The organism is Pantoea sp. CTOTU49201 (assembly GCF_032054795.1).
In the GTDB taxonomy this organism is placed as follows: domain Bacteria; phylum Pseudomonadota; class Gammaproteobacteria; order Enterobacterales; family Enterobacteriaceae; genus Pantoea; species Pantoea symbiotica.
In genome coordinates, this window is sequence record NZ_DAMBSA010000053.1 from 1 (window position 1) to 16,934 (window position 16,934).

At 51.5% G+C, this 16,934-nt stretch carries 15 protein-coding genes and 1 other annotated feature; of the genes, 9 read left to right on the forward strand and 6 right to left on the reverse strand.

Going from position 1 to position 16,934, the window contains the following annotated elements; genetic code table 11:
* The coding region (locus RTY00_RS06040; protein ID WP_312663812.1) for a chorismate-binding protein at nt 1-969 on the reverse strand (969 nt) is incomplete at its 3' end.
* Between the two features lie 23 nt (nt 970-992).
* Nucleotides 993-1,101 (reverse strand) — a sequence feature (Trp leader region).
* A gap of 154 nt (nt 1,102-1,255) precedes the next feature.
* Between RTY00_RS06040 and rnm the strand changes: the two genes are divergently transcribed.
* Together rnm and RTY00_RS06050 are read left to right on the forward strand one after the other, a co-directional pair.
* On the forward strand, nt 1,256-2,140 hold the full coding sequence (gene rnm / locus RTY00_RS06045) for an RNase RNM (protein ID WP_312663813.1): 885 nt from the start codon (nt 1,256-1,258) through the stop codon (nt 2,138-2,140).
* A 12-nt stretch (nt 2,141-2,152) separates the two neighbouring features.
* Nucleotides 2,153-2,773, forward strand: a complete 621-nt coding sequence (locus RTY00_RS06050; protein ID WP_008106539.1) for an L-threonylcarbamoyladenylate synthase — start codon at nt 2,153-2,155, stop codon at nt 2,771-2,773.
* Here RTY00_RS06050 and RTY00_RS06055 read toward each other — a convergent pair whose 3' ends face one another.
* Entirely contained in the window at nt 2,774-3,430 is a 657-nt protein-coding gene (locus RTY00_RS06055) for a serine protease (protein ID WP_312663814.1), read from the reverse strand.
* 817 nt (nt 3,431-4,247) lie between these two features.
* Between RTY00_RS06055 and rluB the strand changes: the two genes are divergently transcribed.
* Nucleotides 4,248-5,123, forward strand: a complete 876-nt coding sequence (rluB, locus tag RTY00_RS06060; RefSeq protein ID WP_008106535.1) for a 23S rRNA pseudouridine(2605) synthase RluB — start codon at nt 4,248-4,250, stop codon at nt 5,121-5,123.
* 37 nt (nt 5,124-5,160) lie between these two features.
* Here the strand turns inward: rluB and cobO are convergent, their stop codons facing one another.
* Both cobO and RTY00_RS06070 read right to left on the reverse strand, forming a co-directional pair.
* The gene (gene cobO / locus RTY00_RS06065) at nt 5,161-5,748 is read right to left on the reverse strand and encodes a cob(I)yrinic acid a,c-diamide adenosyltransferase (RefSeq protein WP_154156305.1); all 588 of its coding nucleotides are present in this window, start codon (nt 5,746-5,748) and stop codon (nt 5,161-5,163) included.
* Complete coding sequence (locus RTY00_RS06070) at nt 5,745-6,509, reverse strand: YciK family oxidoreductase (protein ID WP_312663815.1); 765 nt, start codon at nt 6,507-6,509, stop codon at nt 5,745-5,747. The genes cobO and RTY00_RS06070 overlap by 4 nt, the downstream gene beginning before the upstream one ends.
* Before the next feature lie 173 nt (nt 6,510-6,682).
* On the opposite strand from RTY00_RS06070, the gene sohB reads away from it, so the two are divergent.
* Nucleotides 6,683-7,729 (forward strand): protease SohB, encoded by a 1,047-nt coding sequence (gene sohB, locus RTY00_RS06075; protein WP_312663816.1) that lies wholly within the window; start codon nt 6,683-6,685, stop codon nt 7,727-7,729.
* Nucleotides 7,730-7,755: 26 nt separating this feature from the next.
* On the opposite strand, the gene RTY00_RS06080 is transcribed toward sohB, so the two are convergent.
* Nucleotides 7,756-8,004, reverse strand: a complete 249-nt coding sequence (locus RTY00_RS06080; RefSeq protein WP_258143407.1) for a DUF2498 family protein — start codon at nt 8,002-8,004, stop codon at nt 7,756-7,758.
* A gap of 371 nt (nt 8,005-8,375) precedes the next feature.
* On the opposite strand from RTY00_RS06080, the gene topA reads away from it, so the two are divergent.
* The 5 genes from topA to acnA all read left to right on the forward strand — a co-directional run bounded on the left by topA (nt 8,376) and on the right by acnA (nt 16,102).
* Nucleotides 8,376-10,973: a type I DNA topoisomerase gene (gene topA, locus RTY00_RS06085; protein ID WP_312663817.1), complete on the forward strand. Its 2,598-nt coding sequence runs from the start codon at nt 8,376-8,378 to the stop codon at nt 10,971-10,973.
* A gap of 193 nt (nt 10,974-11,166) precedes the next feature.
* Nucleotides 11,167-12,141, forward strand: a complete 975-nt coding sequence (cysB, locus tag RTY00_RS06090) for an HTH-type transcriptional regulator CysB (protein WP_007892425.1) — start codon at nt 11,167-11,169, stop codon at nt 12,139-12,141.
* A gap of 493 nt (nt 12,142-12,634) precedes the next feature.
* The gene (locus tag RTY00_RS06095) at nt 12,635-12,793 is read left to right on the forward strand and encodes a YmiA family putative membrane protein (RefSeq protein WP_071531660.1); all 159 of its coding nucleotides are present in this window, start codon (nt 12,635-12,637) and stop codon (nt 12,791-12,793) included.
* 3 nt (nt 12,794-12,796) lie between these two features.
* Nucleotides 12,797-12,976 (forward strand): hypothetical protein, encoded by a 180-nt coding sequence (locus tag RTY00_RS06100; protein ID WP_036648922.1) that lies wholly within the window; start codon nt 12,797-12,799, stop codon nt 12,974-12,976.
* Nucleotides 12,977-13,420: 444 nt separating this feature from the next.
* Complete coding sequence (gene acnA, locus RTY00_RS06105; RefSeq protein ID WP_312663818.1) at nt 13,421-16,102, forward strand: aconitate hydratase AcnA; 2,682 nt, start codon at nt 13,421-13,423, stop codon at nt 16,100-16,102.
* Between the two features lie 48 nt (nt 16,103-16,150).
* On the opposite strand, the gene ribA is transcribed toward acnA, so the two are convergent.
* Nucleotides 16,151-16,744 carry a GTP cyclohydrolase II gene (ribA, locus tag RTY00_RS06110; RefSeq protein ID WP_008106521.1) on the reverse strand — a complete coding sequence of 198 codons (594 nt, stop codon included), beginning with the start codon at nt 16,742-16,744 and terminating at the stop codon, nt 16,151-16,153.
* Nucleotides 16,745-16,934: the final 190 nt, after the last annotated feature.

Genomic DNA, 16,934 nt, shown 5'->3' on the forward strand with positions numbered 1-16,934 from the left:
GATCTCAATCTGGCGCGAGGTTGCGTCATATTTCAGTGAGCTTTCTGGCGAGGCGCCAAACAGCGCGAAATCCTGATCCTGCATAAAGAACATGTAAGGGCTTGGATTGCTGTTTTTCAGCGTGTCATAAGCGGCCAGCGGAGAAGGGCACGGCAGCGAGAAGCGACGTGAAGGGACCACCTGGAAGATTTCGCCGATGCGAATTGCTTCCTGCATTTCACGCACCACGTTGCAATACTCTTCGTCGCTTTGACTGGTGCTCAGCGTCATTTGCTCGACGCGCTGAACCGGCAATACTGGCGCAGCTTGCGTCATCTGGCCGCGTAGTTGTTCAATGCGGCCTTGCAGGCGCTGAAACTCGCTGGTCGATGGGCTGAACAAGCTGGCCTGCAGACGCGCCGTGCGTTGCTGGTGGTCGATCACTAATAAGGTTTCGGCCAGATAGAAGCAGTAATCCGGGCAACGCTGTTCGTTACGCAGTTCCGGCAGATCTTCGAAACCCGCCACCAGGTCGTAGGCAAACAAACCGCCGAGCAACATCGCTTCGCGCTCCTCTTCCGGGCTGTTTACCAGTTGCGGAATCAGGCGCAGCGCATCAAAAACCGAAAGGGCTTTCAGGCGGGAATCTTCGTCCTGCATACCTTGCGGCTGAGTGAAATGCAGCTCGCGGCCATCAGGGCGCACATCGATGCGCACTTCAGGCGGCAGCGCTTCGTCCAGCAGCGGCAAGATGGCGCGACCATTTTCCGACAGCGCTTTGATGGTGACGATGTTGCCCAACGCGCTGACGCGCAGCGCGCTATCGACGATTAACAGGCTTTTCAGGTTTTGTTTGCTGTCGATATCAGCGGATTCAAGCAGCAGAGTTGCTGGACGTGCGCCGCATAACTGATGAAACACTGCGGCCGGATCTTCGCGGTAGGGCGCGGTACCGGTTATCAACTTCAATGTAGGTTTCGCAATAGCCATAATGGATTCTCTGAATTTCGCTCAAAAAAAAGCCCGCTCGGTGGCGGGCTTAGGTATCAATCTGCACTGCGGTTACGCGAGTTGTGCACGACGATGTCGCCCGATAAAGGGATCTTCGCGCCACCAACCATTTAAAAGCGTACCGAAAATAGTCATGATTAAATACCCATTACGTGTGAACTTGTGTACTAGTTAACTGGTTCGGGCGAAAAATGTCAATACCCTTTTTCAGCCAGGGACAAAATCGTTATCATGCCTGCCGGTTTATGCAGTTGCTGGAGTTATCTTGTCGGACATCGCTCGTTTTCCCCTTTATGATTTACACAGCCATACGCTGGCTTCTGACGGCTTATTAACGCCGACCGCGCTGGTACAGCGTGCGGTTGAGATGAAAGTCGGCGTGCTGGCGATCACCGATCACGACACGGTGGCGGGCGTGGCAGAAGCGCAGGCGGCAGTGGTACAACAGGATCTGCCGATCCGCATATTGGCCGGTTTAGAGGCGTCAACTTTATGGGAAAACCACGAAATCCACATTGTGGGGCTGAATGTTGATTGCCAGCATCCCGCACTGACTGAATTCCTCGCGCAGCAGCATCAGACACGTGTAGATCGCGCGCAGCAGATTGCCGAACGCCTTGAGCGTGCGCGCATTCCTGATGCGCTGGCCGGAGCCCAGCGTCTGGCGCAAGGCGGCCTGATTACGCGTGGCCATTTTGCGCGTTATCTGGTGGAGATTGGCAAAGCCGATAATATGGCGCAGGTGTTCAAGAATTATCTGGCGCGCGGGAAAACCGGCTACGTGCCTCCGCAATGGTGTACAATTAAACAAGCCATTGATGCTATTCATCATTCTGGCGGCTATGCCGTTTTGGCGCATCCCGGTCGTTATGGTTTGTCGGCCAAATGGTTAAAGCGGCTGATTGCGCATTTTGCCGACGTGGGCGGCGATGCCATGGAAGTCGCGCAGTGTCAGCAAGCGCCAAACGAGCGCACGCAGCTGGCAACCTATGCGCGTGACCATCAGTTAGCCGGGTCGCAGGGATCAGATTTCCACCAACCTTGTCCGTGGATAGAACTGGGACGCAAGTTATGGTTACCGGGCGGCGTGGAGCCGGTTTGGGAACGCTTCCCCGAGTTGGCGCCCAGCATTGCTGTTGCAGACAGGTGATATGAGGTTTTTATGAGTCAATATTTTCACATTCATCCCGATAATCCGCAGCCGCGCCTGGTGAATCAGGCCGTTGATTATTTGAATAAAGGCAGCGTGATTGTATATCCAACCGATTCTGGCTATGCGCTGGGTTGCCGTTTGGAAGAGAAAAATGCCATGGAGCGCATTTGTCGTATTCGCCAATTGGATGGCAATCACAACTTCACGTTGATGTGCCGCGATTTGTCGGAGCTGTCGACTTACGCGCAGGTGGATAACTCCGCGTTTCGCATCCTGAAAAATAACACGCCGGGCAATTACACCTTCATCTTAAAGGCGACGAAAGAAGTGCCGCGTCGTCTGATGAATGACAAACGTAAAACCATCGGTCTGCGCGTGCCGTCCAATCCGGTAGCGCTGGCAATACTGGAGCGCCTCAACGAACCGATGATGTCGACCTCGCTGATGTTGCCGGGCAACGATTTTACCGAGTCCGATCCGGAAGAGATTCAGTACAGCATTGGCAAGCTGGTGGATCTGATCATCGATGGCGGTACGCTGGGACAGCAGCCAACCACGGTGATCGACCTCACCAGCGATGCGCCAGTGGTGGTGCGCGAAGGCGTCGGTGACACGCGCCCGTTCGAATAATTATGCATGGTCAGGCGTGGCGTTCTGCGTCTGACCAATATTGGATTCCAGCCAGTTTTTGAAATCCCCGTACGGAATATACAGCGAGACATCTTTTAAGATGACTTTCTTGCTGCGCACGTTAGATATTTCATGGCTGTATCCAACAATCACGCCGCCAATAGTTTGGTCAGCATTATATACCGCCCCACCTGACATTCCTTGCACAACGCCAGCATTTGATGCCATCGCCATGCAGGGCTTCTTATTCCATTTATTGGTAATTGCGGTGCGCGCTAAATTAACGCCGCTCGATTCAACCGGCATAGCGGAAATAAAGCTGTAACCGTACATTTTAATCGGTTCACCAATCGAACCGCTGCGGAATTTAGCCAGCGTTTCTGGGCTATTCTTATGATAAATAATCGCGACGTCGCAATAGGGATGATAAGCCTTCACGCGCTGCACGGCGGTTTTTGCCACGTGCGCCGCCGTCAGGCTGTATTCTGGCGTCAAAGGAATGGTTGTGCCGAGGATGCCCAAACCCAGCACAGTCGGGATGCCTGTCACGCTCATATCAACGTGTTGCATCGCAGTACGACTGTACTCAGTGTGGCCCACGGAACAACCGCTCAGTGCCAGCGCAGCAAGCGCAGGCCAAAGCAGAGAGGTTTTCATGGCAGTGATCTTCATTAAAGCATGTCCGTAAAATCCCTGGTGAAGACTTTCGACATGCAAATTAAATTCATTCCGTAAATGAATAAACGCGTCAAATCCCGCGCGCGCCGGTTTATAATATCAGTGAAATTACACAGTGTTCGTTAATGGTTTGTTAGTTGAACGAATATAAATAGTAAGTGAAAGCTATGTTATTATGACGACTCACTGGATTTCAGGCTTAAATTTTACACAGTTTTTTCTTCAGAACAATTCAGCAAATTTAATATTAATCAAAAAATACAAAAATACAGACTTAATCCAACCTGTAGTGCCAATAAACTATCAATTTATATTTATTGCCGGAAAAGGGCTTATTTAACGCCATTAAATAGCGTTTTATGCTGTTTCGTGGTTTTTAACTAGATTTAAAGTTTGTGATTATCCTTAAGCGTGGCGCGCAATACTGCCCTGGCAGTCTCGCGAAGCGCTAATGTATCAGGTGGCTTATGTCGGGTACAGATTCAGGCGGGAACGGTAAGTGGCAAATGACAATATTTCAGTAACTTGGCGTGGATGCTGATGACGAAAATGAGATCGATCTATCAGTCAGCTGAATGTTTATTGCTATGGTGCTAATTAAGCCGTTTTTAACGGACCCTCTGTTATCGGCAGCAAAGGAAAAGGTGTTAACAAAACTTGCGTTAGTGTAAAATCACGGGCCGTCTGAGATTGCATCAGCGATGCAGAGCGGTAACAGATTCTGATATGGGAAATGGTAATCCCTGTATCGTACCTCTTCTTACCACGACGCCTGGGAAGGCGACAACGAGGCTCTATGAGCGAAAAATTACAGAAAGTATTAGCGCGCGCCGGTCACGGTTCGCGTCGCGAAATCGAAACCATGATTTCAGCCGGACGCGTCAGCGTTGACGGCAAACTGGCGACGCTTGGCGATCGTGTTGAAAGTGATAAATCCCTGAAAATTCGTATTGATGGCCATCTGGTGTCCATCGCTGAGTCGGCGACCGAAGTGTGCCGCGTACTGGCGTACTACAAACCGGAAGGTGAGCTCTGCACGCGTAACGATCCGGAAGGGCGTCCAACCGTGTTTGATCGTCTGCCGCGTCTGCGTGGTTCACGCTGGATTGCCGTTGGTCGTCTGGATGTGAATACCTGTGGTTTGATGCTGTTCACCACCGATGGTGAACTGGCTAACCGTTTAATGCACCCAAGCCGTGAAGTTGAGCGTGAATATGCGGTTCGCGTGTTTGGCGAAGTGGATGACGATAAAATCCGTCAGCTGAGCAAAGGCGTGCAGCTGGAAGATGGCCCGGCATCGTTCAAAACCATTAAGTTTGCCGGTGGCGAAGGCATTAACCAATGGTACAACGTGACGCTGACTGAAGGACGTAACCGCGAAGTGCGTCGTCTGTGGGAAGCGGTCGGCGTGCAGGTTAGCCGACTGATGCGTGTGCGTTATGGTGATATCCAGTTGCCGAAAGGCTTGCCACGCGGCGGCTGGATCGAGATGGAATTACCGGCGGTCAACTATCTGCGTACGTTGGTCAGTATGCCGGAAGAGACGGTCACTAAAGTGGCCGTCGAAAAGGATCGTCGTCGCACCAAGGCTAACCAAATCCGTCGAGCGGTAAAACGTCACGGTGTGGTGAGCAACAATCCGCGTCGTAATAACACCAAACGCGGTTCCTGATGCGAAACCTGACGCCGTAATTTGCGGCGTCAGCGTTTTACCAGTCTATTCCTTGCTGTGCTTGAATTCCCGCATCGAACGCATGCTTCACCGGACGCATTTCCGTCACGGTATCCGCCAAATCCAGTAACGTACGATGACAGCCGCGACCAGTAATGATCACGCTTTGCTGTGCAGGGCGCTGGTTCAGCACATCGACCAACTCATTTAAATCCAGATAATCCATGCTCACCATGTAAGTGATTTCATCCAGAATCACCAGATCGACGCTGTCATCGGCCAACATGCGACGCGCCTGCTGCCACACTAACTGACAGGCGGCGGTATCGGTCTCGCGGTTCTGCGTATCCCAGGTAAATCCCGTGGACATCACCTGAAATTCGACGCCGTGCTGCTCCAGCAAGTTGCGTTCGCCGTTTGGCCATTCGCCTTTAATAAACTGAACCGCCGCCACTTTTTTGCCGTGCCCACAGGCGCGCAACGCGGTGCCGAAAGCGGCGGTGGTTTTGCCTTTGCCGTTACCGGTGAACACCATCAAAATGCCGCGCGTCTCGGTGGCGGCGGCGATACGGGCATCGACCTGCTCTTTAAGGCGTTGCTGACGTTGCTGATGGCGATCGCTCATGCGGTTGCCGGCCCCGCTTTACGTCCCGGCTGCGCATCGAAGCTGGTGCCGGTTTTACGACGACTGTCATCGCCCATTAAATAGAGGTAGAGCGGCATCAAGTCAGCCGGGGTTTTCAGTAAATTGGCATCCTCTTCCGGGAAGGCGCTGGCGCGCATTTTGGTGCGCGTGCCGCCTGGATTGATGCAGTTCACCCGCAGATGACGGTTTTTATACTCGTCTGCCAGTACCTGCATCATGCCTTCAGTGGCAAACTTCGAAACCGCGTACGCGCCCCAGCCGGCACGTCCGGTGCGGCCCACGCTGGAGGTGGTAAATACCAGCGATCCGGCATCCGATTGCAGCAGCAGCGGCAGTAATGCCTGGGTTAAATAGAAGGTGGCATCAAGGTTAATCTGCATCACGTTACGCCAGATCTGCGGATCGAGTTCTTCCAGCGGCACAATCTCGCCCAGAATGCCGGCATTGTGCAGCACCCCATCCAGACGCGGCACCAGCGCAGCGACCTGGTCGGCCAGCTGCTGGCAACTTTCTGGCGTGGCTTGAGCCAGATCCAGTAATAAAGAAGACGCAGGCTGCTGGTTTAACTGGTTGATGGCTTGCTCAGTTTTCTGCAGCGTGTCGGCGTTGCGTCCCAACAGGATGACGCGCGCGCCGTAGCGCGCATAGGTCAGCGCTGCTTCACGGCCAATGCCGTCGGAAGCGCCGGTGACGAGAATGATGCGATTTTCCAGCAGATCGCTTTTCGGTTGATAATGCACAGCGATGTCCTTTGCTCGGGTCAGGAGGTTTTTGGCTTTATGCCTGAATTTGCCGCGCGGTGCAATCGCTTAGCCTCGCATTCTGTGCCGCCTGCGGGCATTTCAGGCGACGACAGCGCGTAAAGCGGGTAAACTTGAAGCTGTTGTAATTTACTGTTTAATAAGGCGGCAGAATGGATTTTTTCTCCAGTTACGGATTATTTCTGGCTAAGGCCGTCACCGTGGTGGTGGCGATCGCAGCTATTGTTCTGATTGTGCTTAATGCCGCGCTGCGTAAACGTCACAGCAGCGGCCAGCTGCGTTTGACGCATCTTGATGATGATTATCGTGAGATGAAGGAAGATCTGCAGCTCGCCAAAATGAAGCCGCAGGCGCAAAAAGTGTGGCTCAAGCAGCATAAGAAAGAAGAGAAGCAAAAGGCGAAAGCCGATAAACGCAATGCCAAAGCGGGCGTGAGCGAGACGCTGAAGCCAACGCTGTATGTGCTGGAGTTCAAAGGCAGCATGGACGCGAGTGAAGTCACTTCATTGCGAGAAGAGATCTCCGCGGTGCTGGCGGTTGCGCTGCCGGGTGATGAAGTGCTGCTGCGTCTGGAAAGCCCAGGCGGCGTGGTACACGGCTACGGTTTGGCGGCTTCGCAGCTGCAACGTCTGCGTGATGCCGGCCTGCAATTGACAGCCGTAGTGGATAAAATCGCTGCCAGCGGCGGTTACATGATGGCTTGCGTAGCGGATCGCATCGTCGCCGCACCGTTTTCTATTATTGGTTCTATTGGCGTGGTCGCGCAGATCCCTAACTTCAATCGTCTGTTAAAGCGTAACGATATTGACGTCGAGCTGCATACCGCCGGTCAATACAAACGTACCTTAACGCTGTTTGGTGAAAACACCGACGAAGGGCGCGAGAAATTCCAGGAAGATCTCAATGAAACCCATCAGCTGTTTAAGGATTTCGTGCAGCAGATGCGTCCGTCGCTCGATCTCAGTAAAGTGGCGACCGGCGAGCATTGGTATGGCCGTCAGGCGCTGGGTTTAGGCCTGATCGATGAAATCGGCACCAGCGATGCGTTGATTATTAAGCATATGGATCGCTTCACCGTGTTAGGCGTGCACTACGCACGTAAGCGTAAAATGATGGATCGCTTCACTAACAGCGCTAGTCTGGCGGCAGAGCGGTTGATTCTGAAAATATGGCAGCGCGGCGAGAAGCCGCTGTTGTAACCGAGCCCGGCAATTGCCGGGCTTTTTTATGCCAGATGATATTGAGAGGAGAGTTCGACTGCGAGGTGTTTAAACACATTAAATACCGTGGTGGTTTTGGCCGTAGGCAAGCCTTGATCATCAAGAAAATAGGGACCGCGAAACACCAAAACATCACCTTGCTGAATCACATCATTAGCTTCTAATCCGACAAAATAATTGTCGTGCTGCGTGATTATCTGATTGGCTATTTCCAGTAACGTGTGGCGTGAAATAGATTCCGTTGGCACTGACATTTTTCACCTCTTTTTTGACAGCCATTTTTCTCCTTCTATATTACTTGCGAGCTATCGCGTTCAGCAAATCAGCATGGCGTCGTAAAAACTGGCGCAAAATTAGGCAGAATGCTAATTAAGTTGCGTAACGGATTTTATCAGGTAGAGTGTGGGCGATTCAGCTTTCAGGGAGATCACACCCGGATGTGTGGTTCTGTCAGATGGAAAACTCGCTCCTAATCATAAAGTTGCAGAAGTCGACGCAATCTGACCTGAGATTATCCCTGCTGCCTTGAAATGCGAAATGCTGGCAGCAATATTGAACCCATTGGGTTTTGGGACCTCCAATTCTCTCCCGTTTATCAGGACGTTTCATTTAGGTAAAGGTACATATGGGTAAATCACTCGTAATCGTTGAGTCCCCGGCAAAGGCCAAAACAATCAATAAATACCTCGGTAATGACTACGTGGTGAAATCCAGTGTCGGTCATATCCGTGATTTGCCGACCAGCGGTTCAACTGCCCGTAAAAGTGCCGACGGGGAAAAAGCGAAACCTGGAAAAAAGGTAAAAAAGGATGAGAAAGCCGTACTCGTAAACCGCATGGGCGTTGATCCCTGGCATGGTTGGGAAGCGGATTATCAAATTCTGCCGGGCAAAGAGAAAGTTGTCGCTGAGTTGAAAAACCTGGCTGCCGATGCAGACCACATCTATCTCGCAACCGACCTTGACCGCGAAGGGGAAGCCATTGCCTGGCACCTGCGGGAAGTGATCGGTGGGGACGATAAGCGCTTTAGCCGCGTGGTGTTTAACGAAATTACCAAGAATGCGATTCGTCAGGCGTTCGACAAGCCGGGCGAGCTCAATATTGAACGTGTCAACGCACAGCAAGCGCGCCGCTTTATGGATCGCGTGGTGGGTTACATGGTATCGCCACTGCTGTGGAAGAAAATTGCTCGCGGCCTGTCAGCCGGTCGCGTTCAGTCGGTTGCTGTGCGTTTGGTGGTTGAGCGCGAGCACGAAATCAAAGCCTTTGTGCCAGAAGAGTATTGGGAAATCGATGCTGATTTCGCCACGCCGAAAGGCGCCGATCTGGCTATGCAGGTTACGCATCAGAATGACAAAGCGTTCCGTCCGGTTAATCGTGAGCAAACTCACGCGGCGGTGGCGATTTTGCAGAAAGCGCGTTATGAAGTGCTGGATCGTGAAGACAAACCGACCAGCAGCAAGCCTTCTGCACCTTTTATTACCTCAACGCTGCAACAGGCGGCGAGTACGCGTCTGGGCTTTGGCGTGAAGAAGACCATGATGATGGCGCAGCGCTTGTATGAAGCGGGCCACATCACTTATATGCGTACCGACTCCACCAATCTGAGCCAGGATGCCGTGGCGATGGCGCGTGGCTATGTTGAGAGCAGCTTCGGTAAAAAGTACCTGCCAGAAGCGCCGAATACCTATGCCAGCAAAGAGAATTCACAGGAAGCGCATGAAGCGATTCGTCCTTCTGATGTGAATATCGTCGCTGAGCAGCTGAAAGATATGGAAGCTGACGCGCAGAAACTTTATCAGCTGATTTGGCGCCAGTTCGTTGCCTGCCAGATGGTACCGGCTCAGTACGACTCTACTACGTTGACCGTGGGCGCGGCTGAATTCAAATTGAAAGCCAAAGGTCGTACGCTGCGTTTCGATGGCTGGACGCGTGTGATGCCTGCGCTGCGTAAAAATGATGAGGATCTGACGCTGCCGCCGGTGGATGTTGGCGACATGCTGGATCTTAAAGAGCTGATGCCAAGCCAGCACTTCACCAAACCGCCAGCGCGCTTCAGCGAAGCGTCGCTGGTCCGTGAGCTGGAAAAACGCGGCATTGGTCGTCCATCAACTTACGCCTCGATTATCTCTACCATTCAGGATCGTGGTTACGTGCGTGTTGAGAACCGCCGTTTCTACGCTGAAAAAATGGGTGAAATTGTTACCGACCGTCTGGAGTCTAACTTCCGCGAGCTGATGAACTATGACTTCACCGCGCGCATGGAAAATAGCCTCGATCAGGTGGCGAATAATGAAGCCGAATGGAAAGCGGTGCTCGATTCCTTCTTCAGTGATTTCAGCCAGCAGTTAGATGACGCTGAGAAAGATCCGGAAGAGGGCGGTATGCAGCCGAACCAGATGGTGTTGACGTCGATTGACTGCCCAACCTGTAGCCGTCCGATGGGAATTCGCACCGCCAGTACCGGCGTGTTCCTTGGTTGCTCGGGTTATGCGTTGCCGCCTAAAGAGCGCTGCAAGCAGACCATCAACCTGATCCCGGAAAATGAAGTGCTCAACGTGCTGGAAGGCGATGATGCTGAAACCAACGCGCTGCGCGCCCGTCGTCGTTGCCAGAAGTGTGGCACCGCGATGGACAGCTATCTGATCGATAACCAGCGCAAGCTGCACGTCTGCGGTAATAACCCAGAGTGCGACGGCTACGAGATCGAGCAGGGCGAATTCCGCATCAAGGGCTACGATGGTCCGATTGTTGAGTGCGAGAAATGTGGTTCTGAGATGCACCTGAAAATGGGTCGCTTCGGTAAGTACATGGCCTGTACCAACGACGAGTGCAAAAATACCCGTAAGATTCTGCGTAACGGTGATGTCGCACCGCCAAAAGAAGATCCGGTGCCGCTGCCAGAACTGCAGTGTGAAAAATCGGATGCTTACTTTGTGTTGCGTGATGGCGCAGCGGGCGTATTCCTTGCCGCGAATACCTTCCCGAAATCACGTGAAACGCGCGCGCCGCTGGTGGAAGAGCTGCAACGCTTTGCCGACCGTCTGCCAGAGAAGCTGAAATATCTGTCAGAAGCGCCAGCCGCCGATCCGGATGGGAATAAGACGATGGTGCGTTTCAGTCGCAAGACTAAACAGCAATATGTCTCTTCCGAAAAGGATGGCAAAGCCACTGGCTGGTCAATGTTCTATATTGACGGCAAATGGCAGGAAGCGAAGAAGTAATTCCCCACAAGGCCAGCATCCGCTGGCCTTTCTCTTATCCTTATAGCTAATCGTTCTACATTCTTCCTTTAACTGATATAGTAGTTATAGAACTCTTTTCGTTTCGCTGACTCGCTTTCCCTCCCTCACCGCAATCAAGGCGGAAACACGCCTGCCGGGAATGCACCTCTGTCGCTACCAGGAAGATATAACTATGAAATTGCAGCAGTTGCGTTACATCGTCGAAGTGGTTAATCACAATCTTAATGTCTCATCGACCGCCGAAGGCTTATATACCTCGCAGCCGGGCATCAGTAAGCAAGTCCGTATGTTAGAAGATGAGTTGGGCGTGCAGATATTTGCGCGCAGTGGTAAGCATCTGACGCAAGTAACGCCTGCAGGCGAAGAGATTATTCGTATTGCGCGCGAAGTGCTGTCTAAAGTTGACGCGATTAAATCGGTTGCCGGTGAACATACCTGGCCGGATAAAGGTTCGTTATATGTAGCGACCACGCACACGCAAGCGCGTTATGCGCTGCCTGGCGTGATTAAAGGCTTTATTGAGCGCTACCCACGCGTCTCTCTGCATATGCATCAAGGATCGCCTACGCAAATAGCTGAGGCGGTTTCAAAGGGTAATGCCGACTTTGCCATTGCCACCGAAGCGCTGCATCTGTATGACGATTTGATCATGCTGCCGTGCTATCACTGGAATCGCGCCATCGTCGTGACGCCCGACCATCCGCTGGCAGGTAAATCGAATGTGACAATCGAAGAGCTGGCGGATTTCCCGTTAGTGACTTACACCTTCGGCTTTACCGGCCGTTCAGAGCTGGATACCGCGTTCAATCGCGCAGGATTAACACCACGCATCGTCTTTACTGCGACAGATGCTGACGTAATTAAGACCTATGTGCGTTTAGGCTTGGGCGTTGGCGTGATTGCCAGCATGGCGGTGGACCCGATTGCAGACCCCGATTTGGTGCGTATTGAAGCATCAGAAATCTTTACGAATAGTACGACCAAGATTGGCTTTAGACGTAGCACCTTCCTGCGCAGTTATATGTATGATTTTATTCAACGTTTTGCACCGCACCTCACGCGTGATGTGGTGGATGCGGCGGTCGCACTGCGCTCCAATGAAGACATTGAAGCCATGTTCCGCGACATCAAATTACCCTTCAAGTAAATTCCTAACTCATTCTTTTGCCAAGGTGTCCAGTGGGCACCTTCGGAATCCCTTAGCGCTTAGCGCCACGAGTACTTCAAAAAAAATCATTATTTTTATGTAAATGAAACATGGGTCACATGTTTTTTCATTGTTATCTATTAAATGCGAATCAGTACACAATTTTTACGATGCTACTTTGCAGCTCGCCAGGAATATTCCCATACTCTAGTTAAGAGTTGATGGAGAAGGGCTTTTTTACTGGGTTGGTAAATTAAACTCAAATTTAGATTGGATCTAATTTGCTGTTAACCCAAATTTACAATGTAACGATTTAATTAATAGTTATGTTGGCAATTAAATTTATCTCATCAATCTTTTGTGTTTTGATAAATAGCGTTAATCGTTGTGCTCAATAAAAATAACTGGATTTTCGGTCTTAACAAGTTTAGGATTCGTCCTAAATCTTAATCGTTGTCATCAATCGTTTTATTGAGAGTGATTATCAAAAACTATGAATACGAGAATAACTGTACAGCCGGGCTTCCGGACTAAAAGCACCAAAGTTGAGCGTACTGGCAACACCCGTCGCAAAGCTTGGATGACTGTCTTCGCTGCTTCAGCACTGTTCTGGGTAGTGGTGGCGTTAATGATTTGGCGTATGTGGGGTTAAGCCATGTGGGCAAATACACTCAGTCGTAAGCATCCGGTTTCTGCGCGTCAGCCGCAAACGCCTGCGTGCAAAGTGAAAGACGTTGTATCCACTGAACCACAAGTGACCATTCCTGTTTCGTGGGAACTCAGTGAGAATCAGCGCAACTTTATTGAATCCTTCATGGATATGAAGTCCAAATAACGCGGTATGCGTTCTGTTCCATATTTAGACATTTAGTCCCTCTTTTTGCCGGATTATCCGGTGGGCAAGTTAAAAGCCCGTCCTTTAACACTCAGCATTAAAAAAACGGTGTCATCAGTACAACGCTGAAGACGGTGGACTTTTTTTGCCCGGAATCCGGGAGGGAGTGAATTATGAACATCAATACAACGACATTATCCTGGGTGAGCGTATATACCTTTTCCCTGGCTTTTTGGGCTGCCGCCTTTTGGGCGATGATTTAAGCTCTAACTCAAATTAAACTGAATTATATAAATGCCCTGACAAACGTCGGGGCATTTTTCATTGTGCTTTAATGTGTCAATTCGTGTTGTTATCAAAACGTTAACGGTAATGTGGTCTATCTTTAAGTTAAACCTTGCAGTCACTGAGGTTTAAAAAGAGATTCACTTACATGGAGGCGCTATGTCGTTAACGTTACGCGAGCAGAGTCAGGACACGCTGGATGTTCGGGCAAAAAAATATCATTACTACAGCTTGCCCAAAGCAGCTCAGCAGTTGGGCAATATTGATCGCTTGCCCAAGTCGATGAAAGTCCTGCTGGAAAACCTATTGCGCTGGCAGGATGGTGATTCTGTCACGCTGGAAGATATTGAAGCGCTGGTCGCCTGGCAAAAAGATGCTCACGCCGATCGTGAGATTGCCTATCGTCCAGCGCGTGTATTAATGCAAGATTTTACCGGCGTGCCGGCGGTGGTGGATTTAGCCGCCATGCGCGAAGCGGTGAAACGCCTCGGCGGCGATGTCGCCAAAGTCAATCCTTTATCCCCGGTAGATCTGGTCATCGACCACTCTGTAACCGTGGACCATTTCGGTGATGACAAAGCCTTTGGTGAAAATGTGCATCTGGAAATGGAGCGCAACCATGAGCGCTACGTCTTCCTGCGCTGGGGGCAAAAAGCTTTCAATCGATTCCGCGTAGTGCCGCCGGGCACCGGGATTTGTCATCAGGTCAATCTGGAATATCTCGGTAAATCTGTCTGGCATGAGACGCTGAATGGGCAAGAGATTGCTTATCCCGATACGCTGGTGGGCACCGATTCGCACACTACCATGATCAATGCGCTCGGCGTATTGGGTTGGGGTGTCGGCGGAATTGAGGCTGAAGCGGCGATGCTTGGCCAGCCGGTTTCGATGCTGATTCCTGACGTAGTCGGTTTCAAACTCACCGGTAAACTGCGTCCCGGTATTACCGCAACGGATTTAGTGTTAACCGTCACCCAAATGCTGCGTAAACACGGCGTTGTGGGTAAATTCGTTGAATTTTACGGTGATGGTTTAGCGGACTTGCCGCTGGCCGACCGCGCCACCATCGCCAACATGGCACCGGAATATGGTGCGACCTGCGGCTTCTTCCCGGTTGATGATGTTACCTTAAGCTACATGACGCTAACCGGCCGCGATGCTGAGCAGGTTGAACTGGTTGAGGCCTATGCTAAGCAACAAGGTATGTGGCGCAATGCGGGCGATGAACCGGTGTTCACCAGCTCTTTAGCGCTGGACATGGGTGATGTTGAATCCAGCCTTGCCGGACCAAAACGCCCGCAGGATCGCGTATCGCTGGGCGATGTTCCTACAGCCTTTGATGCCAGTAATGAACTGGAAGTTAATCAGGCGCAAAAACCGCATAAAACGGTCAGCTATCGCGATAGTGAAACCGGAGAAAGCTATCAGCTGGATGACGGTGCGGTAGTGATCTCGGCGATTACCTCTTGTACTAACACCTCGAATCCTAGCGTGCTAATGGCCGCCGGTTTGCTGGCGAGGAAAGCCGTTGAGCGCGGTCTGATGCGCAAGCCGTGGGTTAAAGCCTCGCTGGCGCCAGGTTCTAAAGTGGTTTCTGATTATCTTGCTGTGGCCCAACTTACGCCTTATCTGGACGAATTAGGGTTCAATTTGGTCGGTTACGGTTGTACCACTTGTATCGGCAACTCCGGTCCGTTACCTGATGCGATAGAAAGCGCGATTAAAGAGGGCGATCTCACGGTTGCTGCCGTGCTTTCGGGTAACCGTAACTTTGAGGGCCGCATTCATCCGCTGATTAAAACCAACTGGCTGGCTTCGCCGCCGTTGGTGGTGGCTTATGCTTTAGCGGGTAACATGAAGATCAATCTGCAATCTGATCCGATCGGTCAGGATCGACAGGGCAATGATGTCTTCCTCAAGGATATCTGGCCGTCGCCGGAAGAGATTTCGGAAGCGGTGCAGAAAGTGACCAGCGATATGTTCCACAAAGAGTATGCCGAGGTATTTGACGGCACGCCGGAGTGGCAGCAGATCAAAGTCAGCGAAGCGGCAACTTATGATTGGGATGGCGATTCTACTTATATTCGCCTGTCGCCATTCTTTGATGGTATGGAGAAAACGCCGAAGCCGGTGCAGGACATCAAAGGCGCGCGCATTCTGGCGATGCTGGGTGATTCCGTCACCACCGACCACATTTCTCCGGCGGGTAGCATCAAAGCGGAAAGTCCAGCCGGACGCTACTTACTGTCGCATGGCGTTGAGCGCACCGATTTCAACTCTTACGGTTCGCGTCGTGGTAACCACGAAGTGATGATGCGCGGCACTTTCGCCAATATCCGTATTCGCAACGAAATGGTGCCGGGCGTGGAGGGCGGTTATACCAAACACTTCCCCACTAACGAACAGCTGGCGATTTACGATGCGGCGATGAAGTATCAGCAGGAAGGCGTGCCATTAGCGGTGATTGCCGGTAAAGAGTACGGTTCCGGCTCCAGTCGTGACTGGGCAGCGAAAGGGCCGCGCTTACAAGGTGTGCGCGTGGTTATTTCCGAATCCTTTGAGCGTATTCACCGCTCTAATCTGATTGGTATGGGGATTTTGCCGCTCGAGTTTCCGGCTGGCGTGACGCGTAAAACGCTGCAGCTCACCGGTGAAGAGTTTATTGATGTGGCGAACCTGTCGCAGCTTAAACCGGGTGGCACTGTAAACGTGACGCTGACGCGCGTGGATGGCAGCAAAGAGACGCTGGAAACGCGCTGCCGTATCGATACGGGTAACGAACTAACCTACTACCAGAACGATGGTATTTTGCATTACGTGATACGCAATATGCTGAACTAAAAGAAAAAGCCGGGAATTCCCGGCTTTTTTATCTGCTTTAAAATCCGCTTAAGACTTCGGCAGCAAATGACCCATTTTCTCGGCTTTCGTATCGAGATAGTGCGCGTTTTTCGGGTTACGCCCGACAACCAGCGGCACGCGTTCAACGATATTGATACCGGCTTCGGTCAGGATCTCAACTTTGCGCGGATTGTTCGTCAGCAAGCGCACTTCATTGACGCCCAACAGTTTGAACATATCCGCACACAGCGTGAAGTCACGCTCATCAGCGGCAAAACCGAGCTGATGGTTGGCTTCGACAGTGTCGTAACCTTTATCCTGCAACGCATAAGCACGGATTTTATTCAGCAAACCGATGTTGCGTCCTTCCTGACGGTGATACATCAGGATGCCACGGCCTTCTTCCGCAATCGCGGTTAACGCCGCTTCCAGCTGGAAGCCGCAGTCACAGCGCAAGCTGAACAGGGCATCGCCAGTTAAACATTCGGAATGGACGCGTGCCAGCACCGGATTGTGATCGCTAATATCACCATAAACCAGCGCGACATGGTCGTGGCCGGTTGCCAGTTCTTCAAAACCAACCATCAGGAAATCTCCCCATGGCGTGGGCAGTTTGGCTTCTGCTACCCGTTTAAGCTGCATGTGACTCTCCAGAACCTTCAGAGGATGCGCTATCATCATGATAACGCACGGGCCATGTGGCCCGATGAAACTTACGCTATTGTGCCACAACCCGAACGGCTGCCGTTAATCGGTCAGAGTGATTGTAGTGATAAAGCACAATTATCCAAGCCGCAATAGGTATGTTATTCTTTTTTCAGCTAAAGTTATG

Coding starts and splice junctions, on each gene's coding strand:
- RTY00_RS06050 (WP_008106539.1), top strand. CDS start 2,153: ATGAGTCAATATTTTCACATTCATCCCGATAATCCGCAGCCGCGCCTG.
- RTY00_RS06055 (WP_312663814.1), bottom strand. CDS start 3,430: ATGAAAACCTCTCTGCTTTGGCCTGCGCTTGCTGCGCTGGCACTGAGC.
- rluB (WP_008106535.1), top strand. CDS start 4,248: ATGAGCGAAAAATTACAGAAAGTATTAGCGCGCGCCGGTCACGGTTCG.
- cobO (WP_154156305.1), bottom strand. CDS start 5,748: ATGAGCGATCGCCATCAGCAACGTCAGCAACGCCTTAAAGAGCAGGTC.
- sohB (WP_312663816.1), top strand. CDS start 6,683: ATGGATTTTTTCTCCAGTTACGGATTATTTCTGGCTAAGGCCGTCACC.
- RTY00_RS06080 (WP_258143407.1), bottom strand. CDS start 8,004: ATGTCAGTGCCAACGGAATCTATTTCACGCCACACGTTACTGGAAATA.
- topA (WP_312663817.1), top strand. CDS start 8,376: ATGGGTAAATCACTCGTAATCGTTGAGTCCCCGGCAAAGGCCAAAACA.
- cysB (WP_007892425.1), top strand. CDS start 11,167: ATGAAATTGCAGCAGTTGCGTTACATCGTCGAAGTGGTTAATCACAAT.
- RTY00_RS06095 (WP_071531660.1), top strand. CDS start 12,635: ATGAATACGAGAATAACTGTACAGCCGGGCTTCCGGACTAAAAGCACC.
- RTY00_RS06100 (WP_036648922.1), top strand. CDS start 12,797: ATGTGGGCAAATACACTCAGTCGTAAGCATCCGGTTTCTGCGCGTCAG.
- acnA (WP_312663818.1), top strand. CDS start 13,421: ATGTCGTTAACGTTACGCGAGCAGAGTCAGGACACGCTGGATGTTCGG.
- ribA (WP_008106521.1), bottom strand. CDS start 16,744: ATGCAGCTTAAACGGGTAGCAGAAGCCAAACTGCCCACGCCATGGGGA.